We start from the raw sequence: 22,155 nt of genomic DNA, 5'->3' as shown, positions 1-22,155 counted from the left end.
TTTTTAGTGAGGTTAAATAATATGGAATAATATGCACTGGCAAAATAAATAGGGAATTAGTTAGAGTAAAAAACAAAAAGCCAGCCCATTACTGAGCCGGCTTCTTAATAATTTGATAATTTTAAACGTGCATGATATCGGCTTCTTTGGTGGCCATCATGTGATCAGTTTTTTCAATAAAACTATTCGTAATCTTCTGTACTTTTTCTTCTCCTATTTTTATGGCATCTTCTGACACACCATCGTTTTTGAGTTTTTTGATGTCATCATTGATTTCCTGGCGTACTTTCCTGATGTTCACTTTTGCAATTTCGATTTCTACTTTCACTTTTTTCACCAAATCACGTCTTCTTTCCTCGGTCAGAGGAGGCACATTGAGTCTGATGGTTTCACCATCATTGGCAGGTGCAAGACCAACATTGGAGTTAATGATAGCTCTTTCGATATCGCCAATAGTTTTTCTTTCAAAAGGTTTTATCTGAATAGTGCGGGCATCGGGTGTAGTAACAGACGATACCTGATTAAGTGGAGTTGGCACTCCGTAGTATTCCACTTGAATTCCATCAAGCATTGAGGTGCTGGCTTTACCGGCTCTGATTTTCGTTAGTTCGATTTGGGTATGTTTCAGAGCCCTTTCCATATGCTCCTGAGCCATTTCGAGTAATAAATCTATGTCTTCCATTGTAAAATTAAAATTGCATTTTATTGTACCAAAGTTCCTACTTTTTCACCATTTACGAGGTGGTTGAGGTTTCCTTCTTTATTCATATCAAATACGATGATGGGCAGCTTGTTTTCTTTACAAAGCGTAAAAGCCGTCATGTCCATCACCTTGAGTCCTTTGCTGATCACTTCGTCAAACGAAATCTCATCATATTTTGTTGCGGTAGCATCTTTTCTTGGGTCAGCTGTGTAAACTCCATCCACATTTGTTCCTTTCAAAAGTACGTCTGCCCCGATTTCCACCGCTCTTAAAGCACCGCCAGAGTCGGTTGAAAAGTATGGGTTGCCTGTACCTGCTCCAAAAATCACCACTCTGCCTTTTTCAAGGTGTCGGATGGCCCTCCTGCGGATAAATGGCTCAGCAATTTGTTCCATTTTGATGGCCGAAAGTAAACGTGTTTTCATGCCGTGGCTTTCGAGGATACTCTGAATGGCCATACCGTTGATAACTGTGGCCAGCATACCCATGTAGTCGCCTTGTGAGCGGTCAATGCCTGATTGTGCACTGGCACCCCTAAAAATATTCCCTCCACCAATTACAATGGCTACTTCCACACCGGAATCAACCACTTTTTTGATCTCTTTGGCATATTGCGTCAGGATTTCGGTATTTATAATCTGGCTTTTATCACCGCCGTTCAGGGCTTCGCCACTGAGCTTCAGGAGTATTCTTTTGTATTTTAACGACATGTAAAATGATTTTCTGCAAAGATAAAACTAAAACCAAATTTTCGCATAATATGACCCAAAATTTGATTTTTCAGGGAATTTTAAACCTTATTTCCGGGTGTTTTCCTTCTGTTGAGAATATAAATCCCTACCAGAATTATTGCCATCCCGAAATAATGCCAGAAACCAATTTTTTCACCATCAAAAATTCCCGCACCGGTAGCCACAATTGGAATCAAATAGGTAACCGAACTGGCAAATACCGGACTGGTGATCTGTAATACATAGTTGTATAAAACCGCAGCCAAACCCGAATTGATTGCACCTAAAAAAAGGAAATATATAAGCAAAAGGTGGTTTTCCGGTAAAAATATTTTTCCAAAAAAATCAGTAAACAGAAGAATCACAAAGGCAATAATACCTACAAAAACCAATGAAAATGAACTGATTACAATCGGTTTGACAGTTGAAAGGAAATGCCCGACGATATTGGCATTGAGACCGTACATGACCGTGGCACTTAAGACAAGTAAAGTATAAGGATTACTAAAATCAAGCTTTGTATTTCCCCCGCTTAATATCAAAAGAAGGCTACCGACAAAACCTATTATTATTCCAAAAACCTGATTTCCGGTGATTTTTTTAGAGAAAAATAAACCGCCCATCAATAACACAAAGATGGGTGTGGTGGCGTTTAAAGTACCTGCAAGTGATGAATTGAGCTTGCTCCCAACTATTCCGAAAATAATGGCAGGAATCAGATAGCCCAACAAACCAGAGAAGAGCAGTGGAGTAGTTTTTGCCTTTGGAAAATTTTTCAAATTGCTGATAGCCCAGGGAGAAAGTGCTAAACCGGCTATAAATATCCTGCCCGCCCCTAACTCAAGAGCCGAAAAATTGGAAACAATTTTTTTGACCAAAATAAAGGATAGGCCCCAAACAAATGCGAGAAAAAAAATCAAAACCCATCCTAACAAGGTTTTATCTTCGTTGTTTCTTAGTTTTTTTATCAAAATGTTAATTTAAAATTCAAAATTAATCAAATTTTGTCAGAAAGAAATTTAAGTCTTAATTTGCTAAATATTCAACCAAAAAAACTACAATGAAAACTATTCTAAGTTTAATTTTTTCTTCGTTATTTTTATTTTTTGCAGAAGCAAAAGACCCGGTAACGCTTTCGGTAGGTAGTGAGGCACCTGATTTCAATCTTAAGGGTGTGGATGGCAAAATGCATACTCTTGAAAGTTTCAGGAAAGCCCCAATTTTGGTAATAATTTTTACCTGTAATCATTGTCCTACAGCACAGGCTTATGAGGATCGCATCATAGCGTTCCAGGAAAAGTACAAAGAGCAGGGTGTGCAGGTGGTAGCCATTAGCCCCAATGCCGACAAAGCGGTAAGGTTTGATGAGTTGGGATACACTGACCTCAGTGACAGTTATGAGGAGATGGTGATCAGGGCAAAGGATAAAAAATACAATTTCCCCTACCTTTATGATGGTGAAAGTCAGACCACAGCCACAGCATATGGACCTACAACTACTCCTCATGCATTTGTGTTTAACAAGAAAAGAATATTGAAATTTGTTGGTCGTATTGATGACGAAGAACATATTGGAAGAGCGACAAAATTTGATTTGGAGAATGCAGTGAAGGAACTTCTGGAAAAAGATGAGGTGAGTGTTCCTGAAACCAAAACTTTTGGCTGCTCTATAAAATGGATGGACAAGGCTGACTGGAAGCTGAAAGAAGTGGAATCGTGGAAAAGTGAGGAAGTAAAACTTGAAGATCTGAATATTGAAGGTTTGAAAAAATTAATGACAGAAAAGTCTGAAAAATACCGGCTTATCAACTTTTGGGCAACCTGGTGTGGACCATGTGTTACTGAATTTTCGGCACTGACCGAAACCGACAAGATGTATCGTAACCGCGATTTTGAATTTATCAGTATCTCGATTGACGATGCCAAATCAAGAAACAAAGTCACCGAGTTCTTGAAAAAGAAATACGCCTCCAATAAAAATTATTTATACGGAAATCTCCATAAATATGAGTTAATAGAGGCAGTTGACAAAAAATGGCCTGGAGCACTTCCTTATACCATTTTACTTTCACCTGACGGAAAGATTGTTTATCGCCAAAGCGGTATGATTGAAGTCCGCGACCTCAGAAAAGCCATTGTTGAGCATATAGGGAGGTATTATCCTTAAGCAATAGGTTATTAGGTGGTGAGTTGGAAAGAAGAGAAAAGGCAATAGATAATGTGCTAATTATTAATGTGCTAATTGGGGAAAATGCAGTGGGTTTCTTTGAGTTTTCTTTGTGTCTTCTTTGTGTTTTTTGAGTTTTTTTGTGAAATTAAAAATAGTTTTTTAATTCTCTTTTGGGTTAAAGATGCCTCGCCTCTCATTTAAACTCAAAAAACACTTAACAATTACATAATATTAGATACACAATAAGTTAATATATGCTTCCGAACTTTGGGGCATGAAAAAGTTATTTAGAAACAATTATTACAGACAGACTTATGTAAGCAGATTCTCGGAATCTGAGGAGTCTTTGTTACTGCCTGACGATGCCGAAATGGTACTTCAACCTGAAGATTTTGATTTTCGTGATCCGGAATTTTATGAATTTGACGACCTTTCGGAAAAATGATTCCCTGAAAAATGGAATTGTATTTTACAAAAAAAGCGGCCCGGAAGGGCTATTTTTATTTCTCCAGTAACCTCCGCAACTCATTTAACTTCAACAATGCCTCAATAGGTGAAATGGTGTTTACATCCACTTCTTTCAACATTTCCTTTATTTTTTCTCCCTGGGGATCTACCGGATCAAAGAAACTCAACTGATAGTTATTTTTGGGTGCTTCCTTGATTTTCTCTTTGTTTTGCTCCTTGATATGGTCTTTTTCAAGATGATGCAAAATCTCATTGGCACGCAGTACTACATTTTGTGGCATACCGGCGATTTGAGCCACATGGATACCGAAACTATGTTCACTACCACCTTCCTTCAACTTCCTCAAAAAGACCACTTTGCCATTGAGTTCTTTTACCGAAACATTGAAATTTTTGATTCTTGAAAAATCATCTGCAAGCTGGTTTAACTCATGATAATGTGTAGCAAAAAGTGTCCATGGCCTGAATTTTGGGTGATTGTGTAAGTACTCTGCGATACTCCAGGCTATACTCACGCCGTCGTAGGTGCTCGTTCCACGGCCGATTTCGTCCATGATTACAAGACTTCGGTCGCTCAGGTTATTAAGGATAGAAGCCGTTTCGGTCATTTCGACCATAAAGGTACTTTCACCCCTTGAAAGGTTATCGCTTGCCCCTACCCTGGTGAAAATTTTATCTACCAAACCAATCTCAGCCGAATGTGCCGGAACAAAACATCCGATTTGAGCCATCAAAACAATCAGGGCGGTTTGTCTTAACAAAGCCGACTTACCTGACATATTGGGTCCGGTGATGATAATAATCTGTTGTCCCACGTCGTCGAGAAAAATACTGTTAGGCACATAACTTTCGCCCAATGGCAGTTGTTGTTCAATCACCGGATGCCGACCATCTTTAATGTCAATGGTCTTATTTTCAGATATTTCAGGCTTACAATAGTTATTTTTCTTAGAAACTGCAGCAAATGACATCAAGGCATCCAGTTCAGAAATCACCCGGGCATTTTGCTGAATGGGTGCCACATATTCCGATGCCGTTATAACCAGATCATTGAATATCCGGAATTCAATTTCAAAAATTTTGCCCTCTGCCGAAAGAATTTTTTCTTCATAAATCTTTAACTCTTCGGTGATATACCGCTCTGCGTTGACGAGCGTTTGTTTCCGTATCCATTCCTGGGGAACCTTATTTTTATGGGCATTTGACACCTCAAGAAAATAGCCAAACACCTTATTATAAGCAATTTTGAGGGAGGGGATTGCGGTTCTTTCTGATTCTCTATTTTGAATTTCTATCAGATAATCTTTTCCTGAAAAAGCGATTTTGTGTAGTTCATCGAGGTCAGCATCCACCCCACTTGCTATCATTCCGCCCTGATTGCTGATATTGGGTGCGTCGTCGCGAAGTTCTTTAGTGATTTTTTCAACCAAAAACTGACAGTCATTCAGTTGGTCAAGATATTTTCTCAATACCGGAAAAGCCTCAAGCTTGGTACTAAGCAGGCTTTTTATAGGTCCAATCTGCAGTAAAGCTCTTTTGAGTTGCACCAGTTCTCTGGGGCTGATTCTCCTAACTGCAACTTTAGACACAAGCCGCTCAAGGTCCCCGATAGGTTTTAGTGCCTGGCCGATTTCAGAAAGCAAATCTGCATCAGTCATCAGCATTTCAACAGTATCCAGGCGTTCTTCTATGGTTTTTTTCTCTTTGAGGGGCAATACCATCCATTTTCGCAAAAGGCGGGCACCCATTGGCGTAATGGTATGGTCCAGAATATCAATCAAAGGCACACCGCCATCTACCTGAGCAAATACCAGCTCAAGATTACGAATAGTGAACCGGTCAAGCCAAACAAATTTTTCCTGGTCGAGACGGGTCAGTCCGCTGATATGGCTGATATTCTTATGCTCAGTATCAGCGAGATACTGCAAAATTACGCCTGCTGCGGTTATCCCTTCTTTTAGATTTTCAATACCGAAGCCTTTGAGAGAATTGGTATTAAAATGGTGGGTGAGCAGGTTATATCCAAAATCGTGGGTAAAAGCCCAGTCGTCAAAGGTGTAAGTATTAAATTTTTCTCCAAAAATTAATTCAAATCTTCCTCTGTGTTTTTTACAATACAAAATCTCGGAAGGAGCAAAACCCTGAATCAATTTATCGACATAGGCCAGAGAGCCTTCTGTGGTAAAAAACTCACCGGTAGAAATGTCCAGAAATGCCACCCCGAGATAATCATCAGAAGCAAAATGCACCGAGGCCAGATAGTTGTTCTGCTTGACTTCCAGCACGTTATCATTAAAAGACACTCCGGGAGTTACCAGTTCGGTTACCCCTCGTTTTACGATACCTTTTGCTTGGCTTGGGTCTTCCAATTGGTCACAGATAGCCACTCTTTGACCGGCTCTCACGAGTTTGGGAAGATAATTATCAAGCGAATGATGCGGAAAACCGGCGAGCTCTTCATGAGCACCACCATTATTTCTTCTGGTCAGAACTATCCCTAATATTTTTGAAGCTTTTATGGCATCTTCACCAAAAGTCTCATAAAAATCCCCTACCCTGAACAGCAACATTGCCCCCGGATATTTGACTTTTATCTGGTTATATTGTTTTGATAACGGAGTTTCTTTTGGGGTGGCGGGTTTGGCCATTTTTTAGAAAAAAATAATAGTTTTAGTATAGAATTACTCACTTCAAAATTATGTAAATTTGTTGGGAATACTCTCATCAGCATTCAGATAAACCTTATTTTTTTAATAAAAACAAAAAAAACGTGAGAAAGATCGAACATATCGGTATCGCAGTCAAAGAGCTGGCCATATCGAATCCTATTTTTGCAAAAATCCTTAACACAGCACCTTACAAAAGTGAATCAGTGGCATCAGAAGGTGTAAATACCTCATTTTTTCAGGTTGGTGAAAATAAAATTGAATTGCTTGAAGCCACCAATCCAGATAGCCCGATTGCAAAATTCATAGAGAAAAAAGGGGAAGGCATACATCATATAGCTTTTGATGTGGCAGATATTCTTTCAGAAATGCAAAGACTTGAAAGTGAAGGATTTGTATTACTCAACAAAGAACCTAAAAACGGGGCCGACAATAAGCTGGTGTGCTTTTTACATCCAAAACATACCAATGGGGTTTTGATAGAACTTTGCCAGGAAAAACCCAATTGATTGATTCGATTTACAATTGATTCGATTTTTGGATTCAGATTGTTTCACGAAGTCTATTTGTGAAAATTGGAATTTTGTACTCCATTTTTTTGGAGAAATAGAAAACACATAAATACGCAATTAAGATAATATCGCTTACCTTTGCGATTTTATTTTTTATCCCTAAAATAAAGATTTGAGCCCTAAGAAAAAACTCAGAGCCCTGGCAGTGGTTTTACCGCAATTTCACCCTATTCGTGAGAATGATGAGTGGTGGGGAAAAGGTTTTACGGAATGGACTAATGTGGTAAAAGCCCGCCCAAGATTTGCCGGGCATTACCAACCACATTTGCCCGCAGACCTGGGTTTTTACGACATGCGTCTCCTTCAAACGCTTATTGATCAGGCAGATATGGCCAAGGCTCACCATATTTCCGGGTTTTGTTTCTATCATTATTGGTTTAATGGACACCGACTTTTAGAAACGCCGGTAAATAAAATTCTGGAGAGCGGCCAGCCAGATTTCCCATTTATGCTTTGCTGGGCCAACGAAAACTGGTCTCGCCGCTGGGATGGCATGGACAAAGAAGTACTCATGAAGCAGGAATACAGTGCCGGAGACCACGCAGCACATGCTGAGTATCTTTGTAAAAATGTATTTACTGACAAGCGATATATCCGGATTTCGGGAAAACCGTTTTTTATTTTTTACAAACCTGAAATCATTCCTGACCTAAAAGAAACGATAAAAATATGGAGAGAAACTGCAAAAAAATGTGGTTTTGAAGATATATATCTTGCCGGAATCAAGACGAAATCGGAGCAATGGAATGATGAAAACCAGCCAGGATTTGATATTTGGCTGGACTGGCAACCCGACTGGGAAAACCTTCAAATCATACCTTCTTTAGTTGACCGAATTAAGAATAAATTCTCAATTGGAAAAACCTACCGTAAAATAGATTATGCCGAAGTGGTAGAAAGGATGATTTCCAGAAAAAAACCAGATTTAAAACATTTTAATTGTGTGGTGCCGGGGTGGGACAATTCTGCCCGAAAAAAATTAGATGCTTTTCTGATGCATGACCACACACCTGAACTTTATGCCAAATGGCTTGAGCACGTGTTTAAGGTTTCGGAGGTTTATTCTGAAGAAGAGAATTTTGTATTTATAAATGCCTGGAATGAATGGGCCGAAGGAAATCACCTGGAACCCGACCAAAAATGGGGAAAAGCTTTTCTCGAAAAAACCAAAAAAGTTCTGGCTAATTATTTGTAATTATATTTAAAGCGAAATTTATTTTAATATTTTTATAATTATCTAAAGATTATTATTGATTAATTCCGATTTTATTTAGGAAGAAATTAATGCTATTTTTGTATAATATAAACTTTCAAAAAGTTAGAATCAGAACCGACCAGATTGATGCCCAAAGTAACAATTATACTTCCCAATTATAATCATCAGGAATATATTGAACAAAGGATTGACAGTATTTTAGCTCAGGAATTTCAGGATTTTGAGTTAATTATACTCGATGATGCTTCACACGACCATAGCACAAGTCTTATTCAAAAATATCTGAACGATGACCGCATCAAAGAATTTGTTGTAAACGACCAAAATTCAGGGAGTACTTTTGTGCAATGGGAGAAAGGCCTTCAAATGGCCTCAGGTGAGTATATTTGGATTGCTGAAAGTGATGATGTTGCTAAAAGTAATTTCCTTTCCGAACTCGTTAAAATACTTGATAATCAGCCACGTGTAGGACTTGCCTACTGTCCAAGTATCTGGATTGATGAAAATGGAAATGAAATACATCAACCTAAACATGAAGAGGATGAAAACTCATGGTCAGGTTTAAGTTTGATCCAAAATGAATTTTTAGCCGGAAATCTGATTTATAATGCAAGCAGTGCTTTATTTAGAAAAGTGATGCTTAAAAATGTAAACTTTGACCAAATCAGAAAATTGAAATATGCAGGTGATTGGTTTTTTTGGGTACAGCTAATTCCGCATTATCAAGTCACCAGAACAAGTAAACGTTTGAATTTTTTCAGACGCCACGCTGGCAATGTATCATTTAAATCTGAGAGCGAGGGATTACAATTTATAGAAGGTATACAAATTGTAAAATATATATTTGAGAATTACCGGGTTTCGTTCTGGAAAAAAAGAGCCACAATGGCATTTTGGACGCGAAAATTATTGTTGTCAGAAATCAAAAATATTAAAAACGTTTTGGATAAAATGCCGGCTGAACTTAATTTTTACTATTGGATTCTGAATTTTTTCAAATGATTAATATGGCCAACGGAATATCAGTATTAATAGCTTGTTATAATAGTGAAAAGGTTATTCAGGGTACTTTGGAGCATCTCCAGGCCCAAATTGATACTGAATTATTAAATTGGGAAGTAATATTAGTTGATAATAATTCTACCGACAGTACTGATGAAATTGTAAATCAAACCTGGTCCAAAAATCCAATTGTACCATTAACATTACTAAGAGAAGAAAAGGTTGGATTGGCATATGCCCGAAAAACAAGTATCCTGGCGGCCAAATATGATATTCTGTGTATTATTGATGACGACAACAGAGTAGAAAAAGATTGGATTTCAAAGACTTACAATTATTTCAAAAACGAAGAAATTGGGCTGGTAGGTTGTGCAGGTACCGGCGATTTTGAGAAAACTCCGCCTCATTGGTTTGAAGAAAATCAGCTGGCATTTGCTATCGGTAAACTCTACGAGGGTGCCTTTGTTGATGTTACAAAATATGCTCTGGTTCCAGGGGCAGGCATGAGCATCCGAAAAAGGTTTATGAAGACCTGTACGAGGCCAATTGGATACCCTATTGTGTTGGTAGAATCGGCAACAAACAAACAGCCGGAGATGACTCAGAAATATGCCTGATTACCAGACTATTAGGGTATAAAATTTATTATTCAAACGAAATTAGCTTTAATCACTTCACAACGCAAAACAGAATCACCTGGGAAAGATTGGAAAACATGACTTATGGTTTCGGACAGGCAGATGTTTTTACACTGATTTACGATTTAATCTATAAAGAACAGACAGGAACATCCTCCCTAATTTCAAGATTGAGAAAATTTTGGTGGTTTAATTATATTGGGAAAAGAATTGCCCTCTTTATGCAACTGCCATTTTACAAACCTAAAACCGGAGAGATTTCTCAGAAAAAACTATTATACATCAGATACATAGCCTTTTGTGAGACAATTTTACTTGAAAAAGACCGTTTTAGAGATGGTTTTAAATATATCGAAAAAATTGTTGAGTCCATTTCTACAAAAACCAAAACTGCTCTATCCGATCATTGATAAGTTTGTCTTAAACCAGGCAAATATTGTTTTGATAATATTCTTGCTATTTAATTTTCCTACAAACGCTCAGCATACTATTGAAGGTATAGTTTTATCAAAAAACGATAGCAAACCCATTCCTTTTGCCAATGTACAGGATAAAACCCGGCTCATAGGGATTCAAGCAGACTCTTTGGGAAGATTTAAATTGATTTCCAAACAAAAAAACCTTCAACTTACGGCTTCAAGCGTAGGTTTTGAATCAGAAACCATCTCAACATCAGGCGATAACTTTTTGGTATTCAGACTTAAACCCTCCAATAACTTACAAGAACTTACTATCAGACCCGGTGAGAATCCTGCAGAAATTATACTGAAAAAAGTATGGCAAAACGCCGAGAAAAACAAGCCTGAAAATATTGAAAGATTTAAAGCTGACATCTATTCAAAATATAAACTGGATATCGAAAACGCTTACATTGAAATTAAAGATACACTTAGGGGTCCACGCAATGGGAATGTAATCCTTTTGGAAAACCTTGGTCACCTTTTTCAGAAAAAACATATCAGAAAGGAAATTGTAGAAAAGTCAGTCTCTTCTTATCCTAAATATTTTCCGCTTGATTTGGCTGTAAATCCAGAGGTTAACCCCTTTAGTTTCTATAATAAAGACTTCCAGCTTAACCTCAACAACCTGATGGCAGCAGGTGGTCTCAATGAGCTCAACAATATCAGATACTATTTTAACCCTATCTTTCCGGGTTATTTTCCCCTTTATGACCTTGAAATCACAGATACGGTCAATTTAGGAAATGACAGCCTATTTGTGATTGATTTTTTTTCAAAAAAAGCAGGAAACCAAAACACCCTAAAAGGTAAAATAAATATTAGCCGGCAAGATTGGGCCATCGTTGACATTATGGCTACCAACACTGATACCAGTCAGATTGTAGGATTTAGTCTCAGGCAGCATTACCAAAAAATAAACGACCACTGGATTCCGCAAATTCGAAATTTTGACCTCAAATATCGGTTTATTTCACCTAAACTAAAGGGTACATTCCACCTTAATAATGAAATCCTTATTTATAATTTAAAAATGGATTTCGATGGGTCTGAAGTACAATTTGACGGAACTACCCGACAGGTACTTCCAGGTGCTGATACTTTAAGCAGAGAACAATTCGAAAAATATCGCCCTAACGGCCTGACGTCTGATGAAATTAGAACATACCAAAACGCAAAAAAAACAGGCGAAAAACCTATAATAAAGGATCTGATAGAACCCGGAATGAAAATTATTATGCCTTTGTTGCAGGGAGTGATTCCAGCAGGTAAAATAGATATCCTTACTAATCAATCCATGTTAAATCAGCATGATTTTTTGAGACCGGCAATCGGAATTCAAAACAAAATGACAAATAATCCACGATTCAAAATCTTTGCCTCAGGTGGCTATGGCTTTAAAGACAAGTCTTTTAAATATAATCTTAATGCGGCTTTTCATATTACCAGGGACCGGTATAACAAATTTGAGGTTTACCACTCAAAAGACATCCAAAGACCCGGACAAAATCCAATATTATTGCCAAATATAATGTATCCAGTACCAGCAAGTTTAAATCTGGGTACCGGAAAATATTGGCTCGATGAATATAAAAAATCAGGAGTAGGGTTGTTTTTTAAACCCTTTAATTATACACAAATCAGGCTTTTTCAGGAATTTGAAAGAAGGATTCCATTAAACTATGTAATAGCTGATGGCAACACAAAACAGTTTGAACATCATATTTCCGGTATCAGTTTGCGTTTTGCATTTAAGGAAAAAATAAACAGGATTGGCTTTATGGAAACGCAAATCATTCAGAATTTTCCGGTTTTAAGATTCAACTATAGTTTTTACAGGCCAAATAATTCCGGCAATGAAAATTTTTATAAAACCAATTTAATAATAATACAACAATTCAAAACTAAAAGAATTGGAAAGAGCTATGTAAATCTGTCGGCAGGGTACTCAACCGGTAAAATACCTTTCCCTTTTCTGTTTAACAATCTGGCCACGCCACTCAATCTTTTTTCGGGGAGCAATTCTGATGGATTTTTAGGTTTACCCTTAACTGAAACCAGCTACAATCAATATATTACAACGGGATGGCTTCATGATTTTGAAAATATTTTATTAAAAACCCGTTCCAAATGGTTTCGACCTCAATTTGCTCTAGGTCAGAAAGTTGCCTGGACAAAACTCAATCAAACAGACATTTTAATTGATAATCAAAAAATTACGGGAATCAAAAAGGCAATTCTTGAAAGTCAGTTGCAAGTAAAGAATATCTTGGTTTTTAATATTTTTGGAATAAAACTTGGAATAGGAGCCAATATTTCAGCTACGTATTTCGGAGAAAAAAATACAAAAATCATTTACAAAGTATTACCAAACTTCAATTTTGTACCTTTTTAAAGAAATTCGTCAAATTAAAATACTTATTAATTCCAAATCTTTAATGCTCCAAAATGCACCCGGACTAATAAAAACGCCTTTTTCTTTGGGGAGCTCAATATTTGAATATTTATATGCTTCCAATATAAACTCCGCACAGGTGTATTTGTCGTCTGAAAAGAACTTTTTTCTTCCGATAAATGTACGCCAAAGTATCCGCCAATACTCTTTCCGGTCATATTGCTTGGAAAGATTATCCATACAAAACTCTTTGAGTTTCTTAGAGAATCCGGGATTTTGGGTCAGATAATCATGCCTCGTCCATGCCACCCGACCATCATACGGTTTTTCATCTCCCCCATAATCGCGAAACACAAAAGATAATGGTAAAAGCCTGACACCATTTTCAAGTGTGCTTTCCACCAAAAACACCCTGTCCATTTCATCGATCCTCAGAACCATACCCACATGACTCCAGGCACTTTTACTACGCCATCTTATCAGGCCCGAAAGCCAGTGATTCCCCGAAAAAAACAAAAGGTCACCGGTTTTGAATTCCTCTCGTTTGTTTTCATAAAATCGATAATTTGTTTCCGGGTCTTTTGCAGGATATAGCTTATCTAGTTTTCGTTTTGATTTTAATGAAGAAGCCATGAAACTTTTAATTATGAATTGAAGTTAAATATAAAGTTAAGATAAAATTGAATCAGGATGATAGTTGTTTCAGATCAAGCTAAAAATAAAATTCTCGAACTACAGCAAAAAGAAGGTAAAACCGAGGGATATGGCATTAGAGTTGCCGTGGAAGGCGGCGGATGTTCCGGTTTGATGTATGATTTGGCATTTGATGCCTCCGAACAACCCAATGATCATGTATTTGAGGACAAAGGAGTGAAAATTTTTGTTGACAAAAAAAGTCTTTTATATCTGATAGGTACAGAACTTGATTTCTCTGACGGTCTTAATGGCAAAGGTTTTCAGTTTAAAAACCCAAATGCCACCCGAACCTGTGGTTGTGGTGAAAGTTTTTCGGTTTAAGTTAGCTATCCGGCACAGATTATTTCGTACTTTTTTTTTGTAATACCTTCTTTTTTAAAAAAAATTATTAAATTCGCAAAACTAACCTTTAAATTATTGTTTACTGACCTCCATTATTATCTGGCCAGACTCGCCTACCTTCGCAGTGCGTGTTCTTTTGTTCCTGATTATAGGTTCTGACCCTTCTTTGTTTTCTTTTTTTGCGGAACGTCGCAATACACTTTTCATCATCATTACAAACTATAAATTATGGGAACTTTCTCTGAAGGCTCTGCCGTGCTGGTTATCGGTATGGGTAAAGTAGGTTCTTTGGTCGGAATTTTACTTTCTAAAAGATTTAAAGTAACCGGTCTCGACAAAAATCCACCCCATTATGATCTGCAATTACCTTTTGAAGTGATTCAAGGTGACAGCTCAGACAGGGAATTTCTTGAAAAAACTTTTGAAAACTACGAAGCAGTGGTAAGTTGCATGCCATTTTATCTCAACAAAACCATCGCTTCGGTGGCTCATAAAAAAGGCTTACACTATTTTGACCTTACAGAGGACGTTTCAACCACCAATACTATCAGAGAACTTGCCAAGACTTCTAAGGGCCTGATGGCACCCCAATGTGGTCTCGCACCTGGATTTATAGGTATAGTTGGAGCAGACCTTTGTGGAAGATTTGATAAACTCCGGGATATTGAGCTTCGTGTTGGGGCTTTACCGCAATTTCCCAATGGTTTGCTGGGTTATTCGTTTACCTGGTCACCAGCTGGAGTTATAAACGAATACATTAATGATTGTGAAGTGATTCACAATGGAATAAAAAAAATGGTACCGGCATTGGATGGTCTCGAGAAAATCTACATCGGAGGGCAGGAATTTGAAGCTTTCAGCACATCCGGAGGCTTGGGAACTATGTGTGAAACTTACGAAGGTAAAGTAGATACACTTAACTATAAAACCATGCGGTACCCTGGACATGCCAAGCTTATGAAATTTCTTCTTTATGAATTAATAATGAAAGAAGAAAGAGAAGACCTGGAACGAATTCTGACCAATGCTAAGCCGCCTGTTCAGGACGACGTAGTTTATGTTTACGCTGTAGTAGAAGGATGGAAAAACAACAAAATTGGCCGGGAGGAATACTATAGAGCATTTAATCCAATAGAAATTGATGGTGTTCATTGGAGGGCAATCTCCTGGACTACCGCTGCGGGAATTGCCGGTGTAGTGGAAATGGTTGCTGATGGGAAGCTACCACAAAAAGGCTTTCTGAAGCAAGAAGATATCCGATTTGAAGACTTTTTACAGACATCCAACGGAAGGCTCTATGCCGAATACGAATAAATTGATTAATAAAACAAAAAAGCGACAGGTTATTGACTTGTCGCTTTTTCTTTATTGAAGTGTCATTACTGACGAAAGTTCTTTACTTTTTTCTTCAGGAAAACTAAATACAATAGGATTCTTTACTTTTTCATTCATTAGTGCCACTTCCAAAACTTCTTCAACAAAATCGACATAGTGGAAAGTAAGGCCTTTGGTATATTCCTCCCCTATCTCTTCCACGTCTTTGCGGTTTTTGTAGCACATGATTATTTCCTTGATATTAGCCCTTTTGGCTGCAAGTATTTTCTCTTTAATGCCACCTACTGGAAGCACTTTTCCTCTTAGGGTAATTTCGCCGGTCATGGCGATGTCTTTCTTTATTCTCCTCTGAGTAAAAATTGAGGCCATAGAGGTTAACATAGTAATTCCTGCCGAAGGACCATCTTTTGGTACTGCTCCTTGGGGTACATGGATATGCAAATCGTAGTGCGAAAATATTCTATAATCTATTCCTACATTATCGGCATGTGATTTTAAATAAGAAAGTGCCGTAACTGCCGACTCTTTCATCACATCTCCCAGTTGACCTGAAAGTGTAAGCTGACCTTTTCCTTTACTAAGGTTAGATTCAATAAACAAAATATCTCCACCAACCGGTGTCCAGGCAAGCCCAGTAACTACGCCAGCAAGGGCATTCCCTTCGTATAAATCTTTGTCAAAAATTGGTTGACCCAGCAATCGTACCACATCGGCCTCTTTTATTACCGGATTATAAGTTTCGTCCATGGCAATGGATTTGGCTATTTTCCTTACCACTGAGCCTATTTTATGTTCAAGGCTCCGTACTCCTGATTCCCGGGTGTAGCCTTCAATAACCTTTACAATGGCTCCGTTGGTAAGTTTAATCATTCCCTGGCCCAAACCATGTGCTTCGATTTGTTTTGGAAGCAAATGTCTTTTGGCAATCTCCATTTTTTCTTCCACCGTATAGCCACTGAGCTCAATAATCTCCATTCTGTCACGCAAGGCATGCTGAATGGTATCGAGTGAATTGGCAGTTGCAATAAAAAGCACTTTAGAAAGGTCGTATTCTACTTCGAGATAATTGTCTTTAAAAGCGATATTTTGTTCAGGATCAAGCACTTCAAGCAATGCACTAGAAGGATCACCTCTGTGGTCTCTTGAAATTTTATCTATTTCATCCAGTACAAAAACCGGATTTCCCGTTTTCGCTTTCTGAATATTCTGAATCACTTTGCCGGGCATCGCTCCAATATAGGTCTTTCTGTGACCACGAATCTCGGCTTCATCATGAACGCCTCCCAGGGCCATTCTCACGTATTGTCTTCCCAAAGCTTTGGCAATCGACTTTCCAAGTGATGTCTTTCCTACACCCGGAGGGCCATAAAGGCAAAGTAATGGAGCTTTCATATCGTTGCGGAGCTTTAGAACAGCCAGATATTCAATAATACGCTCTTTTACTTTTTCCAAACCAAAATGGTCCTGATCTAAAATTCTTTTGGCTCTGGCTAGCGAAAAATTATCTTTACTTACATCTCCCCAGGGCAAATCCACCAACAATTCGGCATAGCCCAATGACACACCGTATTCGGGAGCCATGTTGTTCATCCTCATGATTTTGTTGAGTTCTTTGTTGAAATGCTCATTTACCTCAGGTGACCATTTCTTTTTGGCCCCTTTGGCTCTAAGTTTTTCAACCTCCTGATCGGGAGTATCCATTCCCAGCTCTTCCTGAAGTACTTTGATTTGCTGGCGTAAATAATACTCTTTTTGCTGTTGATCAATATCTGAAGATGCTTTGCTCTGTATATCTTTTTTAATTTCCAAAACCTGAATCTCCTTGAGCATGTGTTCCAAAAGCTTGGTTGCTTGCTCATATCCATCAAATGTTTCTAAAAGTAGCTGCTTGTCAGATATGCCGATATTAAGATTTGAAGATAGAAAATGGGTCAGAAAATTGGGAGTATCAATGTTGTTAATCGCAATCTGAGCATCTCTTGGTATTTCAGGATTCAGATTGAGAATATTCAATGCTGCCTCTTTCAGACTGGAAATCAAGGCTTTTGTTTCCTTACGTTTCGGGTTCGGAAATTTATCTTCAATATAATCAACAGAAGCACTCAAAAATGGTTCTTCTTTGATGTACGATTTTACTTTAAATCTCCTCCTGCCTTGTAAAATAATGGTTACGTTGCCGTCAGGCAACACAATCATTTTAATGATATGAGCAATAGTCCCTACTTTGTAGAGATCATCTGAAGTTGGTTCTTCGGAAGTTTGTCTCACCTGAGCGATAATCCCGAGAGTCTTATCTCCTTTATATGCTTTTTTAACCAGTTTAGTGCCTTTGGTGCGGGTTACTGTCACAGGAATGACTATCCCGGGAAACAAAACGGTATTTCGTAATGGTAAAATTGGAAGCTCGGTGGGAAGATTATTATCATCCTCCATCACTTCATCCGGAGGAGCGATCTCAATCATCTCCACGCTTTCAATATTTTTCCCTGAAAGCCCTAAATCTAAATATTTATCAAAATCGAGCATTAAATATGTTTTTTCTGTCAAACTGGCAATAGGATTATTCCTATCAAACAGTTTTAATTTTATAATTGGTAAAACATTTTAAGTCAAACCTGGTGCCATGAAAGAAAAACATGGCAAAATGTCAGTAATAAAAATATTTTGAAGTATTTTAGTAAAAATACAAAATTTGAAATAAGATTCAAGAAATAAATAAAAAAAACGATTTAAAGGCAGTGAATTTTCAAAATTCAGGTACAAAAATTAGAATTTTAAAATAAGCCTTTATTCCAATTTATTCTTTGAAGCTGATAGTTATTTAAAAAATATTAATTAGATATATTTTAAAATATCTAATTATAGAAAGTTAAAGCCTGATAGGAAGACCTTTGTCTCTTAAATATCCTTTTAATTTTGGAATCGGAATTTCTCCAAAGTGGAAAATACTTGCGGCAAGACCGGCATCGGCATATCCTTCTGTAAATACTTCATAAAAATGTTCCATAGTACCTGCACCACCAGATGCAATCACAGGTATATGCAATGACTCCGATACCTCTTTAGTAATCTTTAATGCAAAACCATTTTTTGTTCCGTCAGCATCCATTGAGGTTAGCAAAATTTCTCCAGCACCCAACTCTTCCACTTTTCTTGCCCATGTTTGGGTTATTAAATCAGTCGGTTTTCTTCCTCCATGTGTATGTACTATATCAATTCCGTCTATATTTCGGGTGTCTATGGCAACCACAATACACTGACTACCAAACTCTTTGGCCAAGTCATAAACCAATTGTGGATTTCTTACTGCCGAGGAATTAACCGACACTTTGTCGGCACCGGCATTCAACAATTTAGAAACGTCACTCACGCTACCGATCCCTCCCCCAACACAAAATGGGATATTTATAGCATGTGCTACTTTTTTAACCAATTCCAAAAGTGTTTTCCTCTCTTCAACAGTGGCTGTTATATCCAAAAAAACCAATTCATCAGCACCTTGCTCGGCATAAATCGCAGCCAATTCAACCGGATCACCCGCATCACGAAGGTCAACAAAATTGGTACCCTTTACGGTTCTTCCTTCTTTTATATCCAAACAGGGTATGATTCTTTTGGTCAGCATATTATGAGTCTTTTTTTTGTTCTGAGTAAATATTTGGACGAGCAATCTGCATGATGTTTTCGGGATTGTTTGCAAGTTCAAAACCAAATTGGGAATACAATGTATGGGCATCCTTAGTAATGAGCATCCACCTTCGAAGGCCTTGCAAGTCAGGATGTTGTTTTATTGTTTCCATCAACCATTTCGAAAGTCCTTTTCCTCTTTCAGATTCCAGTACGAAAACGTCAGCCAGATATGCAAACGTAGTGTAATCAGAGATGATACGGGCATAGCCTACCTGAGTGTCCTTTTTATAAATTCCAAAGCAGAGTGAATTTTCGGCGGACCGACGGACAATCTCCGGAGGTATTCCAGGTGACCAATAAGTTTGGGACAGAAATCCTTGTATTACATCAAACTGTAACCTACTTTTGTCGGTGCTTATTTCATAGCCTTCGGTGTGTAAAGATTTACTCATAAAAATCTCTTTGATATTTCTTTCAGCGAAACCCTTCCTTCATAAATTGCTTTACCTACTATGACACCATAAATATTCATTTCAGCTAAATCTTCAAGGTCTTTCATAGCACTGACTCCCCCACTTGCAATTACATTTAAATCAGGAAACTGGTCTTGTATTTTTTTATACAAATCGAAAGAAGGACCCTGCAAAAGTCCATCTTTTGCCACATCAGTGCTGATAGTATATTTCACTCCTTTTTTTAGCCAACTTTCAATAAACTCGTAAACCCAAACTCCTGAATCCTCTTCCCAGCCACCTACTGCTATTTTTTCATTGCGGGCATCTGCACCTAAGATTATTTTTTCACCTCCATACTGGGTAATCCAATTCTCAAACATTTCCGGATTTTTGACTGCTATACTTCCACCTGTAACCTGTGATGCACCACAATCAAATGCCAGTTTTAGGTCTTCTTCAGACTGCACACCACCTCCAAAGTCAATATGAAGGCTGGTTTTTGAAGCAATATTTTCCAATACTTTGGCATTGGTAATCTTTTTATTTTTGGCACCATCCAGATCCACCAAATGTAACCGTTTCAAGCCTGCGTCTTCAAACATTTTGGCCACTTCAAGGGGATTTTCAAAATAAGTTTTTTTCTGAGAATAATCTCCCTGGCTTAACCTCACACACTTTCCATCAATAATATCAATGGCCGGAATAATCTGTATCATAATTTTAAAAAATTCTCAAAAATTTGTTGCCCTACACTACCACTTATCTCGGAATGAAACTGGCAGGCATAGAAATTGTCTTTTTGCAATGCCGCCGAATAATGTAAAATGTAGTCTGTCTTTGCTATGGTATAATCTGAAAGTGGGGCAAAGTATCCATGATTGTAATACACAAAATCGTTTTCTTTCAAACCTGAAAAAAGTCCGGATTTTAAATCAAAAATATCATTCCAGCCCGTTTGGGGGATTTTGAAACCCTGAGTTTTTGAAAATCTCTTTACGTCAACATCAAAAACACCCAAACACTCGGTGTTACTTTCTTCAGAATACCTGCAAAGCAACTGCATACCTACACAAGTACCTAAAAATGGTTGTTTGAGCTGAGGTATCAATTGATCAAGGCCTGACTCTCTGATACTTTTCATTGCCGAGCCCGCTTCACCTACACCGGGAAAAATGATTTTTTTCGCCTCTGAAATTTTTTCGGGATCATCGGTATATTCGTAAGAGGCTCCAATGCGTTCAAGAGCGTATATCACCGACATGATGTTTCCCGCATTGTACTTGATTATGGTGACGTCAGGCTTATTCAAAATTATCTTTGGTATAATTAGCTTCAAAATTACGGTATTAATACCAAAAATAAAACCCGACTAATTTGTCGGGCCTATTTGTTCGCTAAATTTGTCAGGAAAAAATCTTTTGTGTAATGGACTGATTATTAATTTAAAAAATGCAAAATAAATTATACTTTAAGCAATTCCAAAATAATATTTCGATATTTTGGAAAAATAAGTAAAACTCAGTGCTTTTTTAATTTTTCAACTCCAAAACATCATTATTATTTTAACAATTTGTCTTAAATTTCTGTTAAATGATATAAATTTGTTTTTTCTAAGCAATAACTTCTTAAACACTTTTTCGGAAGTGTCTTTTACTTAATGACCCTATCTATTGAAGAAATACAGGCTCCTATTGCCTCAGAGATGAAAAACTTTGAAAAAAAGTTCAGAGAGTCAATGAGAACCAATGTCATGCTTCTTGACCAGATCATGAAGTATATAATCCATCGTAAAGGGAAGCAAATCAGACCCATGTTTGTATTTTTGTCAGCAGGTACAATTGGTGAAATTGCCGAACCCACCTATCGTGGAGCTACATTGATAGAGTTGGTTCATACTGCCTCACTTGTTCATGATGATGTGGTTGATGAGTCAAACTACAGAAGAGGGTTTTTCTCAGTAAATGCACTATGGAAAAATAAAATTGCCGTTTTGGTTGGAGATTTTTTATTGACAAAAGGACTCGACCTAAGCATAAAGCATAAAGACTTTAATTTGATGGCGATTGTCAATAATGCTGTAAAAGAAATGTCGGAAGGTGAGCTGTTGCAAATAGAAAAAGCAAGGAGGCTGGATATTACTGAAGACATTTATTTTGAGGTAATCAGGCAAAAAACAGCTTCGCTTATTGCATCATGCTGTGCAGTGGGAGCAGCCTCTACCGGTGCAAATGAAGAAATTATAGAAAAAGCCAGGCTTTTAGGTGAAAAAATAGGAATGGCTTTTCAGATAAAAGATGACCTTTTTGATTTTGGTACTGATGAAATAGGAAAACCTACAGGTATTGATATCAAAGAAAAAAAGATGACTTTGCCTTTGATTTTTGCTCTCAACAAATGTTCATGGCTGGAAAAAAGAAGGATTATTAATCTTATAAAAAATGAATCAGACAAGCCTGCCAAAGTTCATGAAGTGATTGCATTTGTGAAATCATCAGGCGGTATAGAATATACAGAGAAAGTCATGCATAAGTATGTGGACGAAGCCAACGAAATTCTGGATGATTTTAAAGATTCACCCTTTAGAACTTCTCTTAAAAATCTGATAAGGTTTACCATTGAAAGAAAAAAATAAAAGCATTAAACAAAAAACCCCGGTTGATCCGGGGTTTTTTGTTTGC

General features: G+C 37.6%; 21 protein-coding genes. 11 read left to right on the top strand and 10 right to left on the bottom strand.

Annotation, left to right across the window (positions count from 1 at the left end; all coding sequences use genetic code 11):
• Nucleotides 1-121: 121 nt before the first annotated feature.
• From frr to IPP61_10960, 3 genes are all read right to left on the bottom strand, one after another.
• The gene (frr, locus tag IPP61_10970; protein MBL0325686.1) at nucleotides 122-682 is read right to left on the bottom strand and encodes a ribosome recycling factor; all 561 of its coding nucleotides are present in this window, start codon (nucleotides 680-682) and stop codon (nucleotides 122-124) included.
• Between the two features lie 20 nt (nucleotides 683-702).
• Complete coding sequence (locus IPP61_10965) at nucleotides 703-1,413, bottom strand: UMP kinase (GenBank protein MBL0325685.1); 711 nt, start codon at nucleotides 1,411-1,413, stop codon at nucleotides 703-705.
• Nucleotides 1,414-1,493: 80 nt separating this feature from the next.
• On the bottom strand, nucleotides 1,494-2,405 hold the full coding sequence (locus IPP61_10960) for a DMT family transporter (protein ID MBL0325684.1): 912 nt from the start codon (nucleotides 2,403-2,405) through the stop codon (nucleotides 1,494-1,496).
• 89 nt (nucleotides 2,406-2,494) lie between these two features.
• Between IPP61_10960 and IPP61_10955 the strand changes: the two genes are divergently transcribed.
• Nucleotides 2,495-3,601 carry a redoxin family protein gene (locus IPP61_10955; GenBank protein ID MBL0325683.1) on the top strand — a complete coding sequence of 369 codons (1,107 nt, stop codon included), beginning with the start codon at nucleotides 2,495-2,497 and terminating at the stop codon, nucleotides 3,599-3,601.
• A gap of 277 nt (nucleotides 3,602-3,878) precedes the next feature.
• On the top strand, nucleotides 3,879-4,049 hold the full coding sequence (locus IPP61_10950) for a hypothetical protein (GenBank protein MBL0325682.1): 171 nt from the start codon (nucleotides 3,879-3,881) through the stop codon (nucleotides 4,047-4,049).
• A 55-nt stretch (nucleotides 4,050-4,104) separates the two neighbouring features.
• Here the strand turns inward: IPP61_10950 and mutS are convergent, their stop codons facing one another.
• Nucleotides 4,105-6,720 (bottom strand): DNA mismatch repair protein MutS, encoded by a 2,616-nt coding sequence (gene mutS / locus IPP61_10945; protein MBL0325681.1) that lies wholly within the window; start codon nucleotides 6,718-6,720, stop codon nucleotides 4,105-4,107.
• Between the two features lie 122 nt (nucleotides 6,721-6,842).
• Between mutS and mce the strand changes: the two genes are divergently transcribed.
• The 6 genes from mce (at nucleotide 6,843) to IPP61_10915 (ending at nucleotide 13,019) form a co-directional block, all read left to right on the top strand.
• Nucleotides 6,843-7,247: a methylmalonyl-CoA epimerase gene (gene mce, locus IPP61_10940; protein ID MBL0325680.1), complete on the top strand. Its 405-nt coding sequence runs from the start codon at nucleotides 6,843-6,845 to the stop codon at nucleotides 7,245-7,247.
• 175 nt (nucleotides 7,248-7,422) lie between these two features.
• On the top strand, nucleotides 7,423-8,505 hold the full coding sequence (locus tag IPP61_10935) for a glycoside hydrolase family 99-like domain-containing protein (protein ID MBL0325679.1): 1,083 nt from the start codon (nucleotides 7,423-7,425) through the stop codon (nucleotides 8,503-8,505).
• 147 nt (nucleotides 8,506-8,652) lie between these two features.
• Complete coding sequence (locus IPP61_10930; protein MBL0325678.1) at nucleotides 8,653-9,528, top strand: glycosyltransferase; 876 nt, start codon at nucleotides 8,653-8,655, stop codon at nucleotides 9,526-9,528.
• Between the two features lie 5 nt (nucleotides 9,529-9,533).
• Nucleotides 9,534-10,145, top strand: coding sequence for a glycosyltransferase family 2 protein (locus tag IPP61_10925; GenBank protein ID MBL0325677.1), 612 nt, complete (start codon nucleotides 9,534-9,536; stop codon nucleotides 10,143-10,145).
• 98 nt (nucleotides 10,146-10,243) lie between these two features.
• Nucleotides 10,244-10,576 carry a hypothetical protein gene (locus IPP61_10920; protein MBL0325676.1) on the top strand — a complete coding sequence of 111 codons (333 nt, stop codon included), beginning with the start codon at nucleotides 10,244-10,246 and terminating at the stop codon, nucleotides 10,574-10,576.
• The gene (locus IPP61_10915; protein ID MBL0325675.1) at nucleotides 10,530-13,019 is read left to right on the top strand and encodes a carboxypeptidase-like regulatory domain-containing protein; all 2,490 of its coding nucleotides are present in this window, start codon (nucleotides 10,530-10,532) and stop codon (nucleotides 13,017-13,019) included. The genes IPP61_10920 and IPP61_10915 overlap by 47 nt, the downstream gene beginning before the upstream one ends.
• A gap of 9 nt (nucleotides 13,020-13,028) precedes the next feature.
• Here IPP61_10915 and IPP61_10910 read toward each other — a convergent pair whose 3' ends face one another.
• Nucleotides 13,029-13,652 carry a hypothetical protein gene (locus IPP61_10910; GenBank protein ID MBL0325674.1) on the bottom strand — a complete coding sequence of 208 codons (624 nt, stop codon included), beginning with the start codon at nucleotides 13,650-13,652 and terminating at the stop codon, nucleotides 13,029-13,031.
• A gap of 57 nt (nucleotides 13,653-13,709) precedes the next feature.
• Between IPP61_10910 and IPP61_10905 the strand changes: the two genes are divergently transcribed.
• Nucleotides 13,710-14,036 (top strand): iron-sulfur cluster assembly accessory protein, encoded by a 327-nt coding sequence (locus tag IPP61_10905; GenBank protein ID MBL0325673.1) that lies wholly within the window; start codon nucleotides 13,710-13,712, stop codon nucleotides 14,034-14,036.
• Between the two features lie 249 nt (nucleotides 14,037-14,285).
• Complete coding sequence (locus tag IPP61_10900) at nucleotides 14,286-15,371, top strand: saccharopine dehydrogenase NADP-binding domain-containing protein (protein ID MBL0325672.1); 1,086 nt, start codon at nucleotides 14,286-14,288, stop codon at nucleotides 15,369-15,371.
• A gap of 51 nt (nucleotides 15,372-15,422) precedes the next feature.
• Here the strand turns inward: IPP61_10900 and lon are convergent, their stop codons facing one another.
• From lon to hisH, 5 genes are all read right to left on the bottom strand, one after another.
• The gene (gene lon, locus IPP61_10895) at nucleotides 15,423-17,918 is read right to left on the bottom strand and encodes an endopeptidase La (GenBank protein ID MBL0325671.1); all 2,496 of its coding nucleotides are present in this window, start codon (nucleotides 17,916-17,918) and stop codon (nucleotides 15,423-15,425) included.
• 343 nt (nucleotides 17,919-18,261) lie between these two features.
• Nucleotides 18,262-19,017: an imidazole glycerol phosphate synthase subunit HisF gene (gene hisF / locus IPP61_10890; GenBank protein MBL0325670.1), complete on the bottom strand. Its 756-nt coding sequence runs from the start codon at nucleotides 19,015-19,017 to the stop codon at nucleotides 18,262-18,264.
• Nucleotide 19,018: 1 nt separating this feature from the next.
• Nucleotides 19,019-19,474, bottom strand: coding sequence for a GNAT family N-acetyltransferase (locus tag IPP61_10885; GenBank protein MBL0325669.1), 456 nt, complete (start codon nucleotides 19,472-19,474; stop codon nucleotides 19,019-19,021).
• Nucleotides 19,471-20,193, bottom strand: a complete 723-nt coding sequence (hisA, locus tag IPP61_10880) for a 1-(5-phosphoribosyl)-5-[(5-phosphoribosylamino)methylideneamino]imidazole-4-carboxamide isomerase (GenBank protein ID MBL0325668.1) — start codon at nucleotides 20,191-20,193, stop codon at nucleotides 19,471-19,473. The genes IPP61_10885 and hisA overlap by 4 nt, the downstream gene beginning before the upstream one ends.
• Complete coding sequence (hisH, locus tag IPP61_10875) at nucleotides 20,190-20,786, bottom strand: imidazole glycerol phosphate synthase subunit HisH (GenBank protein MBL0325667.1); 597 nt, start codon at nucleotides 20,784-20,786, stop codon at nucleotides 20,190-20,192. The genes hisA and hisH overlap by 4 nt, the downstream gene beginning before the upstream one ends.
• A gap of 348 nt (nucleotides 20,787-21,134) precedes the next feature.
• Here hisH and IPP61_10870 point away from each other — a divergent pair, with 348 nt between their 5' ends.
• Nucleotides 21,135-22,109: a polyprenyl synthetase family protein gene (locus tag IPP61_10870; protein ID MBL0325666.1), complete on the top strand. Its 975-nt coding sequence runs from the start codon at nucleotides 21,135-21,137 to the stop codon at nucleotides 22,107-22,109.
• The last annotated feature ends 46 nt before the right edge of the window (nucleotides 22,110-22,155 follow it).

The sequence above is a fragment of the Cytophagaceae bacterium genome (assembly GCA_016722655.1).
Lineage (GTDB): Bacteria > Bacteroidota > Bacteroidia > Cytophagales > Spirosomataceae > Leadbetterella.
The sequence above is the reverse complement of the archived record's forward strand: the minus strand, read 5'-3'. Positions and strand labels throughout refer to the sequence as shown.